16 protein-coding genes and 1 other RNA gene are annotated in these 16,398 nt (G+C 57.1%); 7 read left to right on the forward strand and 10 right to left on the reverse strand.

Annotated features, from left to right (window positions below):
* Positions 1-44: 44 nt before the first annotated feature.
* From ACWPW2_RS17315 to garD, 6 genes are all read right to left on the reverse strand, one after another.
* Positions 45-1,418, reverse strand: coding sequence for a galactitol-specific PTS transporter subunit IIC (locus tag ACWPW2_RS17315; RefSeq protein WP_454124354.1), 1,374 nt, complete (start codon positions 1,416-1,418; stop codon positions 45-47).
* Positions 1,419-1,422: 4 nt separating this feature from the next.
* Positions 1,423-1,707: a PTS galactitol transporter subunit IIB gene (gene gatB, locus ACWPW2_RS17320; protein ID WP_023481001.1), complete on the reverse strand. Its 285-nt coding sequence runs from the start codon at positions 1,705-1,707 to the stop codon at positions 1,423-1,425.
* A gap of 29 nt (positions 1,708-1,736) precedes the next feature.
* Complete coding sequence (gene gatA / locus ACWPW2_RS17325) at positions 1,737-2,201, reverse strand: PTS galactitol transporter subunit IIA (protein WP_454124356.1); 465 nt, start codon at positions 2,199-2,201, stop codon at positions 1,737-1,739.
* Between the two features lie 11 nt (positions 2,202-2,212).
* Complete coding sequence (gene gatZ, locus ACWPW2_RS17330) at positions 2,213-3,487, reverse strand: tagatose-bisphosphate aldolase subunit GatZ (protein ID WP_454124358.1); 1,275 nt, start codon at positions 3,485-3,487, stop codon at positions 2,213-2,215.
* 26 nt (positions 3,488-3,513) lie between these two features.
* A complete protein-coding gene (locus tag ACWPW2_RS17335; RefSeq protein ID WP_454124360.1) occupies positions 3,514-4,368 on the reverse strand; it encodes a tagatose bisphosphate family class II aldolase in 855 nt (284 codons plus the stop codon).
* 191 nt (positions 4,369-4,559) lie between these two features.
* Positions 4,560-6,131 carry a galactarate dehydratase gene (garD, locus tag ACWPW2_RS17340; protein WP_023480764.1) on the reverse strand — a complete coding sequence of 524 codons (1,572 nt, stop codon included), beginning with the start codon at positions 6,129-6,131 and terminating at the stop codon, positions 4,560-4,562.
* 419 nt (positions 6,132-6,550) lie between these two features.
* On the opposite strand from garD, the gene ACWPW2_RS17345 reads away from it, so the two are divergent.
* The 6 genes from ACWPW2_RS17345 to ACWPW2_RS17370 all read left to right on the forward strand — a co-directional run bounded on the left by ACWPW2_RS17345 (position 6,551) and on the right by ACWPW2_RS17370 (position 12,927).
* Positions 6,551-7,885: an MFS transporter gene (locus ACWPW2_RS17345; protein WP_454124362.1), complete on the forward strand. Its 1,335-nt coding sequence runs from the start codon at positions 6,551-6,553 to the stop codon at positions 7,883-7,885.
* 26 nt (positions 7,886-7,911) lie between these two features.
* A complete protein-coding gene (gene garL / locus ACWPW2_RS17350) occupies positions 7,912-8,682 on the forward strand; it encodes a 2-dehydro-3-deoxyglucarate aldolase (protein ID WP_454124364.1) in 771 nt (256 codons plus the stop codon).
* Positions 8,683-8,712: 30 nt separating this feature from the next.
* Complete coding sequence (garR, locus tag ACWPW2_RS17355) at positions 8,713-9,603, forward strand: 2-hydroxy-3-oxopropionate reductase (RefSeq protein ID WP_023480910.1); 891 nt, start codon at positions 8,713-8,715, stop codon at positions 9,601-9,603.
* 102 nt (positions 9,604-9,705) lie between these two features.
* A complete protein-coding gene (garK, locus tag ACWPW2_RS17360; RefSeq protein WP_454124366.1) occupies positions 9,706-10,851 on the forward strand; it encodes a glycerate 2-kinase in 1,146 nt (381 codons plus the stop codon).
* A gap of 32 nt (positions 10,852-10,883) precedes the next feature.
* Positions 10,884-11,262: RNase P RNA component class A (gene rnpB, locus ACWPW2_RS17365), an RNA gene on the forward strand.
* 912 nt (positions 11,263-12,174) lie between these two features.
* On the forward strand, positions 12,175-12,927 hold the full coding sequence (locus ACWPW2_RS17370; RefSeq protein ID WP_454124368.1) for a glutamine amidotransferase: 753 nt from the start codon (positions 12,175-12,177) through the stop codon (positions 12,925-12,927).
* Positions 12,928-12,966: 39 nt separating this feature from the next.
* On the opposite strand, the gene ACWPW2_RS17375 is transcribed toward ACWPW2_RS17370, so the two are convergent.
* Both ACWPW2_RS17375 and ACWPW2_RS17380 read right to left on the reverse strand, forming a co-directional pair.
* Positions 12,967-13,131 (reverse strand): hypothetical protein, encoded by a 165-nt coding sequence (locus ACWPW2_RS17375; protein WP_023480931.1) that lies wholly within the window; start codon positions 13,129-13,131, stop codon positions 12,967-12,969.
* A 24-nt stretch (positions 13,132-13,155) separates the two neighbouring features.
* Entirely contained in the window at positions 13,156-13,857 is a 702-nt protein-coding gene (locus tag ACWPW2_RS17380) for a pirin family protein (protein WP_023480793.1), read from the reverse strand.
* 105 nt (positions 13,858-13,962) lie between these two features.
* On the opposite strand from ACWPW2_RS17380, the gene ACWPW2_RS17385 reads away from it, so the two are divergent.
* A complete protein-coding gene (locus ACWPW2_RS17385) occupies positions 13,963-14,859 on the forward strand; it encodes a LysR family transcriptional regulator (protein WP_023480756.1) in 897 nt (298 codons plus the stop codon).
* Positions 14,860-14,861: 2 nt separating this feature from the next.
* Here ACWPW2_RS17385 and ACWPW2_RS17390 read toward each other — a convergent pair whose 3' ends face one another.
* The gene (locus ACWPW2_RS17390; RefSeq protein WP_023481024.1) at positions 14,862-15,242 is read right to left on the reverse strand and encodes a DUF805 domain-containing protein; all 381 of its coding nucleotides are present in this window, start codon (positions 15,240-15,242) and stop codon (positions 14,862-14,864) included.
* 124 nt (positions 15,243-15,366) lie between these two features.
* On the reverse strand, positions 15,367-16,353 hold the full coding sequence (locus tag ACWPW2_RS17395) for a glutathione S-transferase family protein (protein WP_054802993.1): 987 nt from the start codon (positions 16,351-16,353) through the stop codon (positions 15,367-15,369).
* Positions 16,354-16,398 lie beyond the last annotated feature (45 nt).

Consider the following 16,398-nt stretch of genomic DNA (forward strand, 5'->3'; position numbering starts at 1 on the left):
AACACTCTCCAGGATGTAACAGGGGAGCGAAAGCTCCCCAACGATCACGATGCGGGCTGGCTTTCCGGCGTAGCAGCCGCTTTCTCTGCCGCTTTAAAGTGGCGGGCTCTGCGCCAGGTAAGCAGGACGCCGGTCAGGTAAATCGCGGCGATAACCATGAAACCGAGCAGATTTTGCCAGGTAAAGAGCTGAATGAGCAGCCAGGTGACGGGGGAACCGCCCTGGTCCATCGAGGCCACCATCCCGCCTGATTTTAGCGCGCCCGCGTTGGCGGCCAGCTGCGTATGCAGACCGATGGTTTGTGTGGCGATCCACAGGGTCATGCTCATAATAATCACCCCGGAGATCAGCGTGCGGAACAGGTTGCCCTGATGCACCGCAACTGCCATCGCCACAAAGAAACCAATGGTCGCCAGGTCGCCGAATGGCAGCACCTGGTTACCCGGCACCAGTACCGCGATCAGAATGCTCAGCGGGATAAAAATCAGGCTGGCGGAGACCACTGAGGTATGGCCCAGCAGCAGCGCCGGGTCGAGACCGATTAAAAACTCCTGGGTGCCAAACTTCGCCTGCAGACGTTTACGCGCCTGTTTCGCAATCGGCGTCAGTCCATCCATAATCGGTTTGATTACCCGTGGCATCAGCAGCATAACTGCCGCGGTTTTCACCGCCAGTTGCAGTACGCCTTTCAGGTCATAACCAGCCAGCAGCCCAATCACAATCCCCATCACAAAACCGACGGTGACCGGTTCGCCGAATGGCCCGAAGCGTTTCTGAATATCGTCGGCGCTGAAATGAATACGCCTCAGGCCGGGGATTTTGTCGATGAGGGTGTCCACCAGCACGGCAACCGGCCCCAGCCAGGCAGAGGTGCCATGAGGAATGGCGATGCCTTCGAGGCCAAAGAAGTCCCGCGTATCTTTGGCAAACCAGTCGCCCAGTTTATAGACGAACGCCGCGTGCGCCGCCACGCCGAGAATGCCAATCCAGTAAGAGCCGGTAGCGAGATGCAGCATCGCGCCGGTAAAGGTCATGTGCCAGATATTCCAGATATCGACGTTGACCACCCGCGTCATGCGCGTTACCAGCATGATGATATTCACGGCGATGGCGACAGGGATGGCAACCAGCGCAATTTGCGATGCCCATGTCATCGGTGACGATCCCGGCCAGCCAACATCAATGACCTGTAGATTGATCTGGAAATGTTCCGCCATGGCTTTTGCCGCCGGGCCGATGGAGTCGAGCATCAGGCCGATCACCAGGCCAATGCCGACAAAGCCGATGCCAATATGCAGACCCGATTTAAAGCAGTCGCCGAGTTTCATCCCCAGCAGCTTAGAGAAAATAATGATCACCACCGGCAGCATCACGGTAGGACCTAAGTCGAGGATATAACGCATTATTTCGCTAAACATAGCGTTACCCCACGAGAATGGTCAGGATTTTTTGCTGTAGCGCCTCAATGCCGACTCCTGAAACGAAGGGCATACCGTGCACAACAGGAATATCACCGAAGGCGCGATCCACTTTCGCGGTGGTGCAGATCAGATCCGCGCCGTCCATATAGGTTTCGATCTCATTTACCCGACACTGCACAAGATCGAGTTCGATGTGGTGCGTATCGCATAGCTCTTTGATCTCTTCTGCCGCCATCGTGGAGGTGGCGACCGCACCGCCGCAGGCGACAATCACTTTACGTTTCATAGGGTACTCCTTTTATTATCAGTATGTTATTAAGCCTGACCGCATGTCTCAGGCTCCAGGAACGCCTCCCGAAAACATCTCGCCAGATCGTCATCCGCAGCGTTCAGCAGCGCGTCCAGCGTGTTCGGGTTTTGTAGCTCACTAAACAGTTTTCTCAGTAGCGTCAGCTGCGCCGCCGGGTTTTCAACAATCAGAGCAATAATCAGCGAGACGGCAACCTCGCCATCATCGTCAGCCTGTTGAAAAAAAATAGGTTTGCGCGGACGAATCAGATAGAGCGCCGGCGAGAGGGCGTGGCTCGCCTCGCAGTGAGGGATAGCGATCGCATGACGCTCCAGCGCGATGCCGGTTGGGTAGTTTTCCTCGCGCGCCAGCAGCGCGGCGGGGTAGCTTTCATGGACGACGCCTTTTGCCAGCATCTCCTCGCCAATATGTGCCAGCAGCTGCTGGCGCGAGGCAAAATCCACTCCGGTTCGGACAAACAGTTGGCTCATACACACTCCGCTTAACAGGCAGTTTCAGGGGCGCATCCGTAGCGATAGGCACGCAGTACGTCCTGTATTTTGTCAATAATCAGGCTGCGTGGCGTTGTGGCTATCTCGTTTAGCGACGCGCGTTCCAGTTGTAGAGGCATAAACTGGCTAATCAGCCCCAGCGGCAGCCTGACGGTGTCGAGATTAGCGAGCAATTTTTCCACCGCCTGGCGGATGCGCGGATGGGGCCAGTAGTAGCGGATGCGGTCAGAGAGGCTGAAGTGGATATCGACCATCGCCTGGCTCCAGGTGGGGTGGTAATACTTCTTCCAGTAGTCCGGCTCGTTCAGCATCACTTCGTCAATCACCTCCAGCACCCGGCTACGGCTCTCCGGAGCAATCAGCTCGTTTTCCATCTGCGCGAGGGCGAAAATCGCTTCGCGCAAGGCAAAGGTCAGCGCCGGGCCAACTTTCAGGATGGCGAAATGATCGCGTACCAGCGCGCGATAGGCGTGGCGGGACTGGTAATCCGTCGAGTGGGCTTCATAGACCATCGGCGTCTGGCGGATCCAGCCCGAAAGCGCTTCGGCGGCTTGAGGCTGGTAATGAATCACCTGCGTATGATCGAACTCCACTCCGGGCTGAACCACGATGGCGATAACCCGCTTCATCGCCGCTTCAAGCCCCAGCGCCTCGAAGGCGACACGGTGAGTTTCCAGCGTGCGTGCGGCATCTTCCACATGGGTAACGTGCACCGTGCTGATGCTGCTGGCCTCGCCGCCCGGCACCGGTACTTCCGTGCCGATGACATAGGTCAGCGCCTGTTTCTGCACCTCGCTTGCCGTCTGCTCCGCAGCCAGACACAGGCGCGCGGCGCGCTCCGCCACCACCTGCGGAGCCAGCGGAACGGGATCGTCCGCGCAGGACATTGAGGCATCAAGGTGGATCTTGCTAAACCCGGCGGCAACGTAAGCTTCGATCAGCGCGATCGCTTTCTCCATCGCCGCATCGGCATGCTCGTTCTGCCAGCAGTTAGGCCCAAGATGATCGCCGCCGAGGATCAGCCGCTCCAGCGGAAATCCGACCTCGCGGGCGATGGCATAGACAAAGTCGCGGAAATCGGCCGGCTGCATACCGGTATAGCCGCCAAACTGGTTAACCTGGTTGGATGTCGCTTCGATCAGCACACTGTTATCGGTATGCAAATCGAAGCGCAGCGCGGCTTCAATCACTAACGGATGGGCCGAGCAGACGGAACAGATGCCAAGGTGCTCTCCCGCTTTATGGCGGGCAATAATCTCTTTCACGTGATTCTCCGGTTAAATGGGTGGGCTTACAGCTTCCCTTCACAGCCGCAATCGTGGATGACTTTGCGTACCACATTCTTCATGGCGGCTTTGGCCGGTACCATGTAGTGGCGCGGATCGCTGGCATTCGGGTTTGAGAGCAGGTACGCCTTAAGCGCGTCGGAAAAGGCGATTTTGAGTTCGGTAGCGACGTTGACCTTACAGACGCCAAGGCCGATAGCGCGGCGAATATCGGCCGCAGGCAGGCCGGAAGCGCCGTGTAACACCAGCGGAACCTCGACGGCCTGACGAATCTCCGCCAGCCGGTCGAAATCGAGCTTCGGCTCCTCACTGTAGAGGCCGTGCGCGGTGCCGATCGCCACCGCAAGCGAGTCGATGCCGCTCTTTGCGATAAAATCCTGCGCCTGCTGCGGATTGGTAAAGCGCGTGTCTTTGGCGTCGACGATCAGGTCGTCCTCCTGGCCACCAAGACGACCCAACTCCGCCTCAACGCTGACGTCATAGCGATGGCAGAAGTCGGTAACGGCTTTTACCACCGCCACATTTTCGGCATAAGGGAGGTGAGAGCCGTCGATCATCACCGAGCGCACCCCGGCGTGAACTTTGCGCTCGATATCGGCAAGCTCTTCATGGTGATCGAGGTGGATCGCCAGCGGTTGGTTATAGGTTTTTGCCAGATCGGCGGCGATGGCAACAATATTGCCGATTCCGGCGTAGCTAAAGGTCCCTGGTGTACCCGCTACAATTAGCGGTGAGCGCAACTCGGCGGCGGTCTCAACGACAACCTGAAGTGTTTCGAGGTTATGGATATTAAAGGCAGGCACCGCGTAGCCCTCGCGCTGCGCCTTAGTGAGCATGGTTTTTGTTGAAATGATAAACATCCTGCCTCCGAACCCTTTCGTTTATTTTCTTCGAAAGAAGATATAGTCTTTCGTAATGTTTTTTTGTGATTTGAATCGTAAAAACGAAAGTTACGAAAGGGAGGGAAAGAGAATGAAAGGCGTTGAGGGGCAAAAAAAAAGCATGGCCGGAGCCATGCTAATGGTGAGGTTTACACATTTTCTTGCGGGGATCAGGTCACCGGTGCCGGGTTAAATACCGCCAGCTGGTTATGCAATCCCCATTGATCGGAAAAGGTTTTTTTGCGCCCGCTGGCGACATCGAGAATAAAGTGGAACAGCTTCCAGCCCACCTCTTCTATGCTCTCCTCGCCGGTAGCGATGGTGCCCGCATTAATATCCATCAAGTCATACCAGCGGTTTGCCAGCTCGGTACGGGTCGCCATTTTGATCACCGGTACCGCCATCAACCCATAGGGCGTGCCGCGACCGGTGGTAAAGACCTGCACGGTAATGCCGGAGGCCACCTGCTGGGTGCCGCAGACGAAATCGCTGGCTGGTGTGGCGGCGTAGATCAGGCCGCGTTTGGTCGGGCGCTGTCCGGGAGAGAGCACCTCGGAAATGGCGCTCTTGCCTGATTTGGCAATCGAGCCCAGTGCTTTTTCCACCACGTTAGCCAGCCCGCCTTTTTTGTTGCCGGGCGATGGGTTGGCGCTGCGATCGGTTTTGCCAAGATCGAGGTAATTATCGTACCAGGCCATCTCTTCCAGCAGGCGTTTGCCCACCTCTTCGTTGATAGCGCGCGGAGTGAGCAGGTGGATCGCGTCGCGCACTTCCGTCACTTCCGAGAACATCACCGTGCCGCCGCAGCGGATCAGCAGATCGGAAGCAAAGCCCACCGCCGGGTTAGCGGTCACGCCGGAGAAGGCGTCGCTGCCGCCGCACTGCATGCCGACCACCAGTTCCGAAGCCGGGCAGGTTTCGCGTTTGCGCTGGTTCAGTTTTATCAGATGCCGCTCGGCGACCTGCAAAATGTCATCCACCATTGAGCGGAAGCCCACGTGGTGCTCATCCTGCAAACGCACAATGCTGGCGCCGTCTGCCGGGATCGCCTGCACATCATCTGTTCCCTGTAGCAGCCGCTCCGGCTGCAATTTTTCACAGCCGAGGCCAATTACCATCACTTCGCCGCCGAAGTTCGGGTTAAGGGAGATGTTGTGGATAGTGCGAATTGGGATCACCGCCGCCGGGGCATTAATCGCCACGCCGCAGCCGTAAAGGTGATTAAGGCCAACCACGCCGTCGACATTCGGGTATTTTGGCAGCAGATCGCGCTCGATCAGCTTCACTACATAATCGACCACCCCGGCAACGCAGTGCACGCTGGTGGTTAAGCCGAGCAGATTTTTCGTGCCGACGCTGCCATCCGCATTGCGGTAGCCTTCGAAGGTGTACCCTTCCAGTGGCGGCAAGGGTTCGGGCACTTTGGTCGCCAGCGGCAGGGTGTTGAGCGGAGGGGCCGTCGGCAGCTCAACGAGGGATTCGTCGATCCAGCTGCCGCGCGGGATCGGGCGCACGGCGTAGCCGATCACTTCGCCATAGCGCACGATCTCGCCGTGATGAGGAATATCGACCAGCGCGACTTTATGCCCCTGCGGAATATGTTCAATCAACTCCAGACCATCCGGGAAGCGGGTACCGGCTTTTAAGCCGTTGTCGTTAACGATAATCGCGACATTATCGGTGTCGTGAACCTTAATATAAAACGCGCCAGGCATTTGCTCTCTTATTTCAATGTCGGACATTATTAATTTATCTCCCGCTCACTGTACGCTGCATCACTCACAATAGAGAAACCCGTTCTTTACTCTGGAATTAATATCAGCAAGAAAAGTCTTGTTTACTGGAAATAAGAATGTCAGGTGTTCAACTATTAAAATGTGACGCATATCACCTATTCACGCCGCGCGGCATGCTGCGCGGCGGCATAATGCAAGAAGTGTGCATCAGCGCCCAGCTTTATGGGCATATGCTCAAAATAATCTTTTAGAATAGTTAAAAAATTGAGCAAGGTTACAATGTGTGCTCTCCCGGCGCTGTTTATACTGAGGGCTAATTAAATCTCTGTATCTGTTATCTGAATTAACTCTACGTTGTTAAATACCATCAGATAAACCACCCAAATAAATATATTTAAAAGTTAGCGGTGTCCGAGGAAATTAAAATGGCTATTGAACAAACCGTCGAAGCAAAACGGGCGATTCCTACCCGTTATTTAATTCTGCTGATTATATTTATTGTCACCGCAGTTAACTACGCTGACCGTGCCACGCTCTCTATTGCCGGAACTGATGTCGCCAAAGAGCTGCAACTCGATTCCGTCTCGATGGGTTACATCTTCTCCGCCTTCGGCTGGGCCTACCTGCTGATGCAGATCCCCGGCGGCTGGCTGCTCGACCGCTTCGGCTCCAAACGCGTCTACACCTACAGCCTCTTTTTCTGGTCGCTCTTCACTTTCTTGCAGGGTTTTGTCGATGTATTCCCGCTCGCCTGGGCCGGGGTGTCGATGTTTATCATGCGCTTTATGCTCGGTTTCTCTGAAGCGCCCTCCTTCCCGGCGAACGCGCGCATCGTTGCGGCATGGTTTCCGGCGAAGGAGCGCGGTACCGCCTCGGCGCTCTTTAACTCAGCGCAATACTTCTCGCTGGCGCTCTTCTCGCCGCTGCTCGGCTGGCTGACCTACGCCTGGGGCTGGGAGCATGTCTTTACGGTGATGGGCGGGATCGGTTTTGTGCTGACCTTTGCGTGGGTGAAGTTTGTGCATAACCCAACCGACCATCCGCGTATGAGTCGCGAAGAGCTGGATTACATTGCGGCGAACGGTGCGGTGGTTGATATGGACCACAAAAAAACGGGCGACGACAAGAAAGCCGGGCCGAAGCTCGATTACATCAAGCAACTGCTGAGCAACCGCATGATGCTGGGCATCTTCTTTGGTCAGTACTTCCTCAACACCATCACCTGGTTCTTCCTCACCTGGTTTCCCATCTATCTGGTGCAGGAGAAGGGGATGTCGATCCTCAAAGTGGGCTTTGTGGCATCCATTCCGGCGCTGTGCGGCTTTGTCGGCGGCGTGCTGGGCGGGCTCTTCTCCGATTACCTGATCAAACGTGGCTCATCGCTGACCGTGGCGCGTAAAGTGCCAATCGTGATGGGGATGCTGCTCGCCTCCAGCATTATCCTCTGTAACTACACCAACAACACCGCGCTGGTGGTCGCGCTGATGGCGCTGGCCTTCTTCGGCAAAGGTTTTGGGGCGCTCGGCTGGCCGGTGATTTCCGACGTCGCGCCAAAAGAGATTGTCGGCCTGTGCGGCGGCGTGTTTAACGTCTTTGGTAATGTGGCCTCTATCGCGACGCCGCTGGTTATCGGCTACATGGTAAAAGAGTTGCACTCCTTCAACGGTGCGCTGGTATTCGTCGGCTGTTCAGCCCTGATGATGATGGTCTGTTACCTGTTTGTCGTCGGCGACATCAAACGTATGGAACTGAAGAAATAAGCACCAACACATTTAAGGTACAAAAGATGACTAACGATATCTTCCCTAACAAATTCAAGGCCGCGCTGGCCGCGCAGCAGGTTCAGATTGGCTGCTGGTCTGCGCTGGGTAGCCATATCAGCACGGAAGTGCTCGGGCTTGCGGGTTTCGACTGGCTGCTGCTCGACGGCGAACACGCGCCCAATGATGTGCTCACTTTTGTACCGCAGCTGATGGCGCTCAAAGGCAGCGTCAGCGCGCCGGTTGTACGCGTGCCCACCAACGATGCGGTGATCATCAAGCGCCTGCTCGATATCGGTTTCTATAACTTCCTGATTCCCTTCGTCGAGGGTGAAGAGGATGCGCTGCTGGCCGTGGCGGCGACGCGCTATCCGCCGGAAGGCATTCGCGGCGTCTCCGTATCGCACCGCGCCAATATGTTTGGCACCGTGCCGGACTACTTCCGCCAGTCCAACGCCAATATCTCGATTCTGGTGCAGATAGAGAGCCAGGCGGGCGTCGATAACCTTGACGCGATCCTCTCGACCGACGGCGTGGACGGCGTGTTTGTCGGGCCAAGCGACCTGGCGGCGACGCTCGGTTACCTCGGCAACGCTGCGCACCCGGAAGTGCAGCGCACCATTCAACATATTTTCGCCCGCGCGAAGGCACACAACAAACCGAGCGGCATCCTGGCACCGGTTGAGGCGGACGCGCGTCGCTACCTGGAGTGGGGCGCGACCGTGGTTGCCGTCGGCAGCGATCTGGGCGTATTCCGTGCGGCGACGCAGCGACTCGCCGACGCCTTTAAAAAATAACCTCACCATCTGAAAGAGAGAGACGCAATTATGACGATGAAAGTCGGTTTCATTGGCCTCGGCATCATGGGTAAACCCATGAGTAAAAATCTCATCAAAGCCGGTTACTCACTGGTGGTCGTTGACCGGAACAGTGACGCGGTGGGCGAGCTTGTTGCCGCTGGTGCCGAAACCGCGAGCAATGCCAAAGCCATCGCCGAGCAGTGTGATGTCATCATCACCATGCTGCCGAACTCGCCGCATGTGAAAGAGGTGGCGCTGGGTGAAGGCGGCATTATTGAAGGGGCGAGAGCGGGCACGGTGCTGATCGACATGAGCTCCATTGCGCCACTGGCAAGCCGTGAAATCAGCGAAGCGCTGAAAGCGAAAGGTGTGGAGATGCTGGATGCGCCGGTCAGTGGCGGCGAACCGAAAGCGATCGACGGCACGCTCTCAGTGATGGTTGGCGGCGATAAAGCGGTGTTTGATAAGCACTACGACCTGATGAAAGCGATGGCGGGATCGGTGGTGCATACCGGTGATATCGGTGCGGGGAACGTCACCAAGCTGGCAAACCAGGTGATTGTGGCGCTCAATATTGCCGCCATGTCGGAAGCCTTAACCCTGGCGACGAAAGCGGGCGTTAACCCGGATCTGGTCTTCCAGGCAATTCGCGGCGGTCTTGCGGGCAGCACGGTGCTGGAGGCGAAAGCGCCGATGGTGATGGATCGCAACTTCAAACCGGGTTTCCGCATCGATCTGCATATCAAAGATCTGGCGAATGCGCTGGATACTTCGCACGGCGTGGGCGCGCAGTTGCCGTTGACCGCCGCAGTGATGGAGATGATGCAGGCGCTGCGTGCAGACGGTATGGGCACCTCCGATCACAGCGCGCTGGCGTGCTACTACGAGAAACTGGCGAAAGTCGAAGTCACTCGTTAATCAGAAAGGGCGCAGGCGCGCCCTTGCTTCTCTTGATCTCCACCTTTGCAGTCTACCTCTGGCCTGCAGGGTGACGTGCGCGGCTTGACCAGGCTCACCACTATGAAAATCGTAATCGCCCCAGACTCTTATAAAGAAAGCCTCTCTGCGACGCAGGTCGCGCAGGCAATAGAAAAAGGATTTCGGGAGATCTTTCCCGATGCGCACTATGTCTCTGTTCCTGTCGCGGATGGCGGTGAGGGTACCGTTGAGGCCATGATTGCCGCCACGCAGGGCGCTTTGCATACCGCCCGCGTGACCGGCCCGCTGGGCGAGCCGGTTGAGGCCTGCTGGGGAAGCTCGGGCGATGGCGCGACCGCTTTTATTGAGATGGCGGCGGCAAGCGGGCTGGCACTGGTTGCGCCCGAATTACGTAATCCATTAATTACCACGTCGCGCGGCACCGGGGAGCTTATTTTGCAGGCGCTGGATAACGGTGCGAGTAACATCATCATCGGCATTGGCGGCAGCGCGACGAATGATGGCGGAGCCGGTATGGTGCAGGCACTGGGCGCGCGTCTTATGGATGCCAACGGCAAAGAGATTGGTCACGGCGGCGGAAGCCTGATCGGCCTTAATCAAATCGATCTCTCTGGCCTCGATCCGCGTTTGCAGAAGTGTACGATCCGCGTGGCGTGCGATGTGACCAACCCGCTCACCGGGGAGAGCGGCGCATCGCGTATTTTCGGCCCGCAAAAGGGTGCGACAGAAGCGATGATCGTCGAGCTGGATCGCAGCCTGGATCACTTCGCCGCGGTGATCAAAAAAGATCTGCATATCGATGTGAAGGATGTTCCGGGATCGGGCGCGGCGGGCGGCATGGGCGCGGCGCTGATGGCGTTTCTCGGTGCAGAGCTGCGCAGTGGCATTGAGATTGTTACCCAGGCTCTCAACCTGGAGGAGCATATTCACGACTGCACGCTGGTAGTGACGGGCGAAGGGCGCATCGACAGCCAGAGCATTCATGGCAAGGTGCCGGTGGGCGTGGCGCAGGTAGCGAAAAAATACCATAAGCCGGTGATTGGTATCGCCGGCAGTTTGACCAGCGATGTCGGCGTGGTGCATCACTACGGTATCGACGCGGTGTTCAGTGTGTTGACCTCTATCGGCACGCTGGAGGAGGCGTTTCGCGGCGCGTTTGACAACATTTACCGCGCCTCACGAAATATCGCGGCGACGCTGGCGGTGGGAATGTCGACGGAAGGGTGACACGCGGGCGCAAACCCTCTATACTGCGCGCCGAAGCTGACCAGACAGTCGCCGCTTCGTCGTCGTCCTCTTCGGGGGAGACGGGCGGAGGGGAGGAAAGTCCGGGCTCCATAGGGCAGGGTGCCAGGTAACGCCTGGGAGGCGCAAGCCTACGACCAGTGCAACAGAGAGCAAACCGCCGATGGCCCGCGCAAGTGGGATCAGGTAAGGGTGAAAGGGTGCGGTAAGAGCGCACCGCGCGTCTGGCAACAGTTCGCGGCACGGTAAACTCCACCCGGAGCAAGGCCAAATAGGGGTTCACAAGGTACGGCCCGTACTGAACCCGGGTAGGCTGCTTGAGCCAGTGAGCGATTGCTGGCCTAGATGAATGACTGTCCACGACAGAACCCGGCTTATCGGTCAGTTTCACCTCTTAAAAAACCCCGCCTCGGCGGGGTTTTTGCTTTTCCTTGCCAACAACAACAGCTGATCCCGGCATTTACGTAGGCCGGATAAGGCGTAAGCCGCCATCCGGCGATGGGTGTAAATGCCTGATGGCGCTGCGCTTATCAGGCCTACAACGACCGCTCCCGGCATTCGCTTAGGCCGGATAAGGCGTGAGCCATCCGGCGATGGGTGCAAATGCCTGATGGCGCTGCGCTTATCAGGCCTACAACGACAACTGGTCCCGGTATTTGCGTAGGCCGGAGAAGGCGTGAGCCGCCATCCGGCGATGGATGCAATGCCTGATGGCGCTGCGCTTATCCGGCCTACAACGACAGCTAATCCCGGCATTTGTGTAGGCCGGATAAGGCGTAAGCCGCCATCCGGCGGTTGATGCAAATGCCTGATGGCGCTGCGCTTATCAGGCCTACAACGGCAGCTGATCCCGGCATTTACGTAGGCCGGATAAGGCGTGAGCCGCCATCCGGCGGTGGATGCAAATGCCTGATGGCGCTGCGCTTATCAGGCCTACAACGACAGCTAATCCCGGTATTTGCGTAGACCGGATAAGGCGTAAGCCGCCATCCGGCGGTGGATGCAACTGCCTGATGGCGCTGCGCTTATCAGGCCTACAACGACAGCTAATCCCGGCATTTGTGTAGGCCGGATAAGGCGTGAGCCGCCATCCGGCGATGGATGCAAATGCCTGATGGCGCTGCGCTTATCAGGCCTACAAATTGCGCTTATCACGCCTACAAACGGCTTCGACGCTGGGCTTTTTTTACGCTCTCTAAGCTGATCCTGTCTAATTCATAAACAATTAATCGATCATCCTGGCGGCGAAACGCGCTAACCTGTCTGGCACATGTCTATTTTTTCGCCATGGGAGGCGTTGCTGTTATGGAACAAAAATCGATTTTGATTCTCCAGATGGGGAACGCTCCGCAGACCATGCGCGACGCGCACGGCGATGTGCCGCTCTGGTTTTGCCAACTGCTGGGATGCGAACTTGATGATGTCGAGGTGATCCGCGTTTTCGAAGGCGAAGCGCTGCCGGCACCGGATCCGCGCCGGGCGGCGATCATCACCGGATCCTGGGCGATGGTTACGGACAGATTGCCCTGGAGCGAGCAGACCGCCGCATGGATCCGCGAGGCGATGGCGGTGGAAATGCCGCTGTTTGGCGTCTGTTATGGTCATCAACTGATGGCCTGGGCGCTGGGCGGCGATGTGCAGTATCACAAGGATGGCCGTGAAGCGGGAACCAAAACCGTTTATCTCAATGCCGCCGCCGCTCACGATCCGCTGCTTACGCATCTGCAAGAGAGCTTTCCCGCGCACCTGACCCATCGACAGACGGTTACCCGTTTACCCATTGGCGCTACGGTTTTGGGCGCATCGGTGCACGATCCGCATCAGATCGTGCGTTACGGGCCAAATGCGTTTTCGGTGCAGTTTCACCCCGAAATGCGACCGGAGATCGCCACCGATCTGTTACGGCTTAACCGTCCCCATATCGAAAAAGAGGGTGGTGACACAGATAGCTTAATCGCTGGCGTAACGCCCGCGCCGGGTGCGGCAGAGATTTTACGGCGGTTTATGCAGGAGGTGTTCAGAGAGGAGAGGGCGCTTTCACTGCGCGCGGCCTCGTAAAGGCAGGAACAGAACCCCGGCGTGCGCCGGGGCTGGCAATCAGGCGGCTTCTTCTTCCTCAGCAAGACGGACAACGGCTTCTTCGACGATCACTTCCAGTTCCGTCAGCATCTCTTCAAACCCGAACGCCTGGTTGGCGGCGGCGGAACTCTCCTGGCTCGTGGTGACACGATCGAACGAACTGTACATAGTGCGGATACTCATTTACTCACCTGATAAAAATGTTCATTACACTGGTAAATCCACCAACAGCGCGCGAAGCGGCGTGTCGGCGACCAGCGTGATAGTGGCTTCATCACGAATGAAAGCGCCATCACCGCAGGTGAGGGCTTCTTGCTCTTTGTGATGGGTGACGGCATGCACCGTCCCGTGAATGGACTGCAGATAGGCTCGCGGTCCGTGTAATTCGATTTTCAGCTCTTCGCCTTTATTCAGCGAAATATGGTGCAACCACACTTGTTGGCGCAACTGCAGGCTACCTTTGTCGCCATCCGGCGAAGCCAGCAACTGACAGGCATCATCAGCAAGGGTCAGCTTCTGCACCGGCGCGTTTTCCCGCTCCGGGCACGCATCCAGCCATAGCTGCATGCGCGTAAGCGACTTGTCTTTACTCAGATTGTGCTCACTGTAACTGATGCCAGGCTGGGTTGCGATAAGCAGCGCTTCACCCGCTTTGGCCTGCACATGATGACCTTCGCTGTCACGGTACTCCGCTTCACCTTCCAGAATCAGGTTCAGAATATCCACTTTCGGGTAGGCGCGCGGTTGAAAAGAAGCCCCTGGTGCGAGCACTTCCTGGTTCAACACGCGCAATGACGCATAACCCAGCAGTTTGGGATCAAAGTAGTGTCCAAAGGAGAAGGTGTAGCGGGCTTTAAGCCAGCCGAAGTCAGCTTGTCCGCACTGTTTTGCCGTTCGGGTAGTAATCATTATTCTTGACCTCTCTTTACTTAAAACAATGTTAAATGGATGGACGCTGCATTGTTAGCCAGATATTCTGCCCGGTATGTTCAAATTTCCTGAATGAGAACACCTATGGCCAAAGAAAGGGCACTGACGCTGGAAGCACTGCGCGTGATGGATGCAATTGACCGCCGCGGAAGCTTTGCCGCCGCTGCGGATGAACTGGGGCGTGTCCCCTCCGCGCTCAGCTACACCATGCAAAAACTTGAAGAAGAGCTGGATGTGGTGCTGTTTGACCGCTCCGGTCACCGCACCAAATTCACCAATGTCGGGCGTATGCTGCTGGAGCGCGGGCGCGTTCTGCTGGAAGCGGCTGATAAGTTGACGACCGATGCCGAAGCGCTGGCACGCGGCTGGGAAACCCATTTAACGCTGGTAACGGAAGCGCTGGTGCCAACGGTAGAGTTGTTTCCGCTGGTGGAGAGGCTGGCGGCTAAAGCCACTACCCAGCTATCGATTATCACCGAAGTGCTGGCTGGTGCCTGGGAGCGGCTCGAGCAGGGTCGGGCGGATATTGTTATCGCGCCGGATATGCACTTTCGCTCTTCGTCGGAGATCAACTCCCGCAAGCTCTATACCGTGATGAACGTCTATGTCGCCGCGCCCGAGCATCCGATTCATCAGGAGCCGGAGCCGCTCTCCGAGATCACACGCGTGAAGTATCGCGGCGTGGCGGTGGCAGATACCGCCCGCGAACGCCCGGTGCTTACGGTTCAGTTGCTGGATAAACAGCCGAGGCTGACGGTCAGTACAATTGAAGATAAACGCCAGGCGCTACTCGCCGGGCTGGGCGTCGCCACCATGCCCTATCCGTTGGTTGAGCGTGATATTGCCGAGGGCCGCCTGCGCGTAGTCAGCCCGGAGTACAGCGGCCAGGTGGATATTATTATGGCCTGGCGCCGCGACAGCATGGGCGAGGGCAAAGCCTGGTGTCTGCGCGAGATCCCCAAGCTTTTTGCCGGTAAATAACGCTACGCGCCGCGCTCGGTCGCATGCACGGTTTGCGGGAAGGGCTGCGGTTCCGGGCCGAACTCATTCTCCTGCGGCGTGCCGCGCTGGCTATAAAACGCGAGCAGCACCAGCGAGCCAAACAGCGGAATAATCATCAGCAGCAGCCAGCGCCAGCTGCGGTTGGTGTCATGCAGGCGGCGCACCTGTACCGCCAGCGTCGGCACCAGCATCAGCAGGGCATAAACAAGGCTTAAGATGTGGTGCCAGCCCACGATACGATCAATCACATTCAGCACGCCGAACAGGATGATGTTAACGAGTGTGAACATCCAGAATTCGCGGCGATGGGCGCGTCCGTGGAAAGTGGCGTAATTACGAAGTACCCAGAAATACCAGTCCATTTTTACCTCGGTCAACGGTCAATCCGTTGTTTTAACAACGATAAGAGTAAGAATAGACGGCAAATTTACAAAGGGATAAGTCGGGCGGGGAATTATTTGGGCGCGATGTGACGCGCCCGAAAGTTCAGGAAAAACGGCTGTCACGACCGTGCGGTTCATCAAGATCCTGCCACGGGCCGATAGAAATAATCCCTGTCGGGTTCAGCGTTTTATGGCTGCGATAGTAGTGATTGCGGATATGCGCAAAATCAACCGTCTCGGCAATGCCCGGCATCTGGTAGAGGTCGCGCAGGAAACCATGCAGGTTAAGGTAATCACTGATGCGGCGCTTATCGCATTTAAAGTGCGTCACATAGACCGGATCGAAGCGCACCAGCGTTGTCCATAAACGGATATCCGCTTCGGTCAGGCGATCGCCCGTCAAATAGCGGTGCCGCCCAAGGATCTGCTCCAGGCGCTCCAGCGCACTAAACACCCCGGTTACCGCTTCATCATAGGCCTGCTGGCTGGTGGCGAAACCGGCTTTGTAGACGCCGTTATTCACATTGTCGTAGATCCAGCCATTCAGCTCGTCAATCTTCTCGCGCAGCTCAGGCGGGTAGTAATCCCCGGCTTTAGCACCCAGCCCATCAAATGCGGTATTGAACATGCGAATAATATCCGCCGATTCATTGCTGACGATGGTGTGGTTCTTCTTATCCCACACCACAGGCACCGTTACGCGCCCGGTATAGTGCGGATCGGCATGCAGATAGAGCTGGTAGAGAAATTCGTGCTGATAGAGGGTGTCGCCCGTTGCGGCGGGAAAATCATCGCCAAAGGTCCAGCCATTTTCCAGCATCAGCGGATGCACGACCGAAACCGGTAAAAACGGCTCCAGTCCCTTCAGCTTACGCAGGATCAGCGTGCGGTGTGCCCAGGGGCAGGCGAGCGAAACATAGAGATGGTAGCGATCTTTTTCAGCGGCAAACCCGCCTTCGCCAGAGGGGCCGGCAGCGCCATCGGCGGTTAGCCAGTTGCGAAACGCCGATTCTGAACGTTTAAAGCGCCCGCCGGTGGATTTGGTGTCATACCAGGTGTCGTGCCAGACGCCGTCAATCAGTTGTCCCATTGCTGCTTCTCCTTCTGATAGCAAAAGCGAGGAGTGAACTCCTCG

The organism is Kosakonia sp. Marseille-Q7440 (assembly GCF_965119485.1).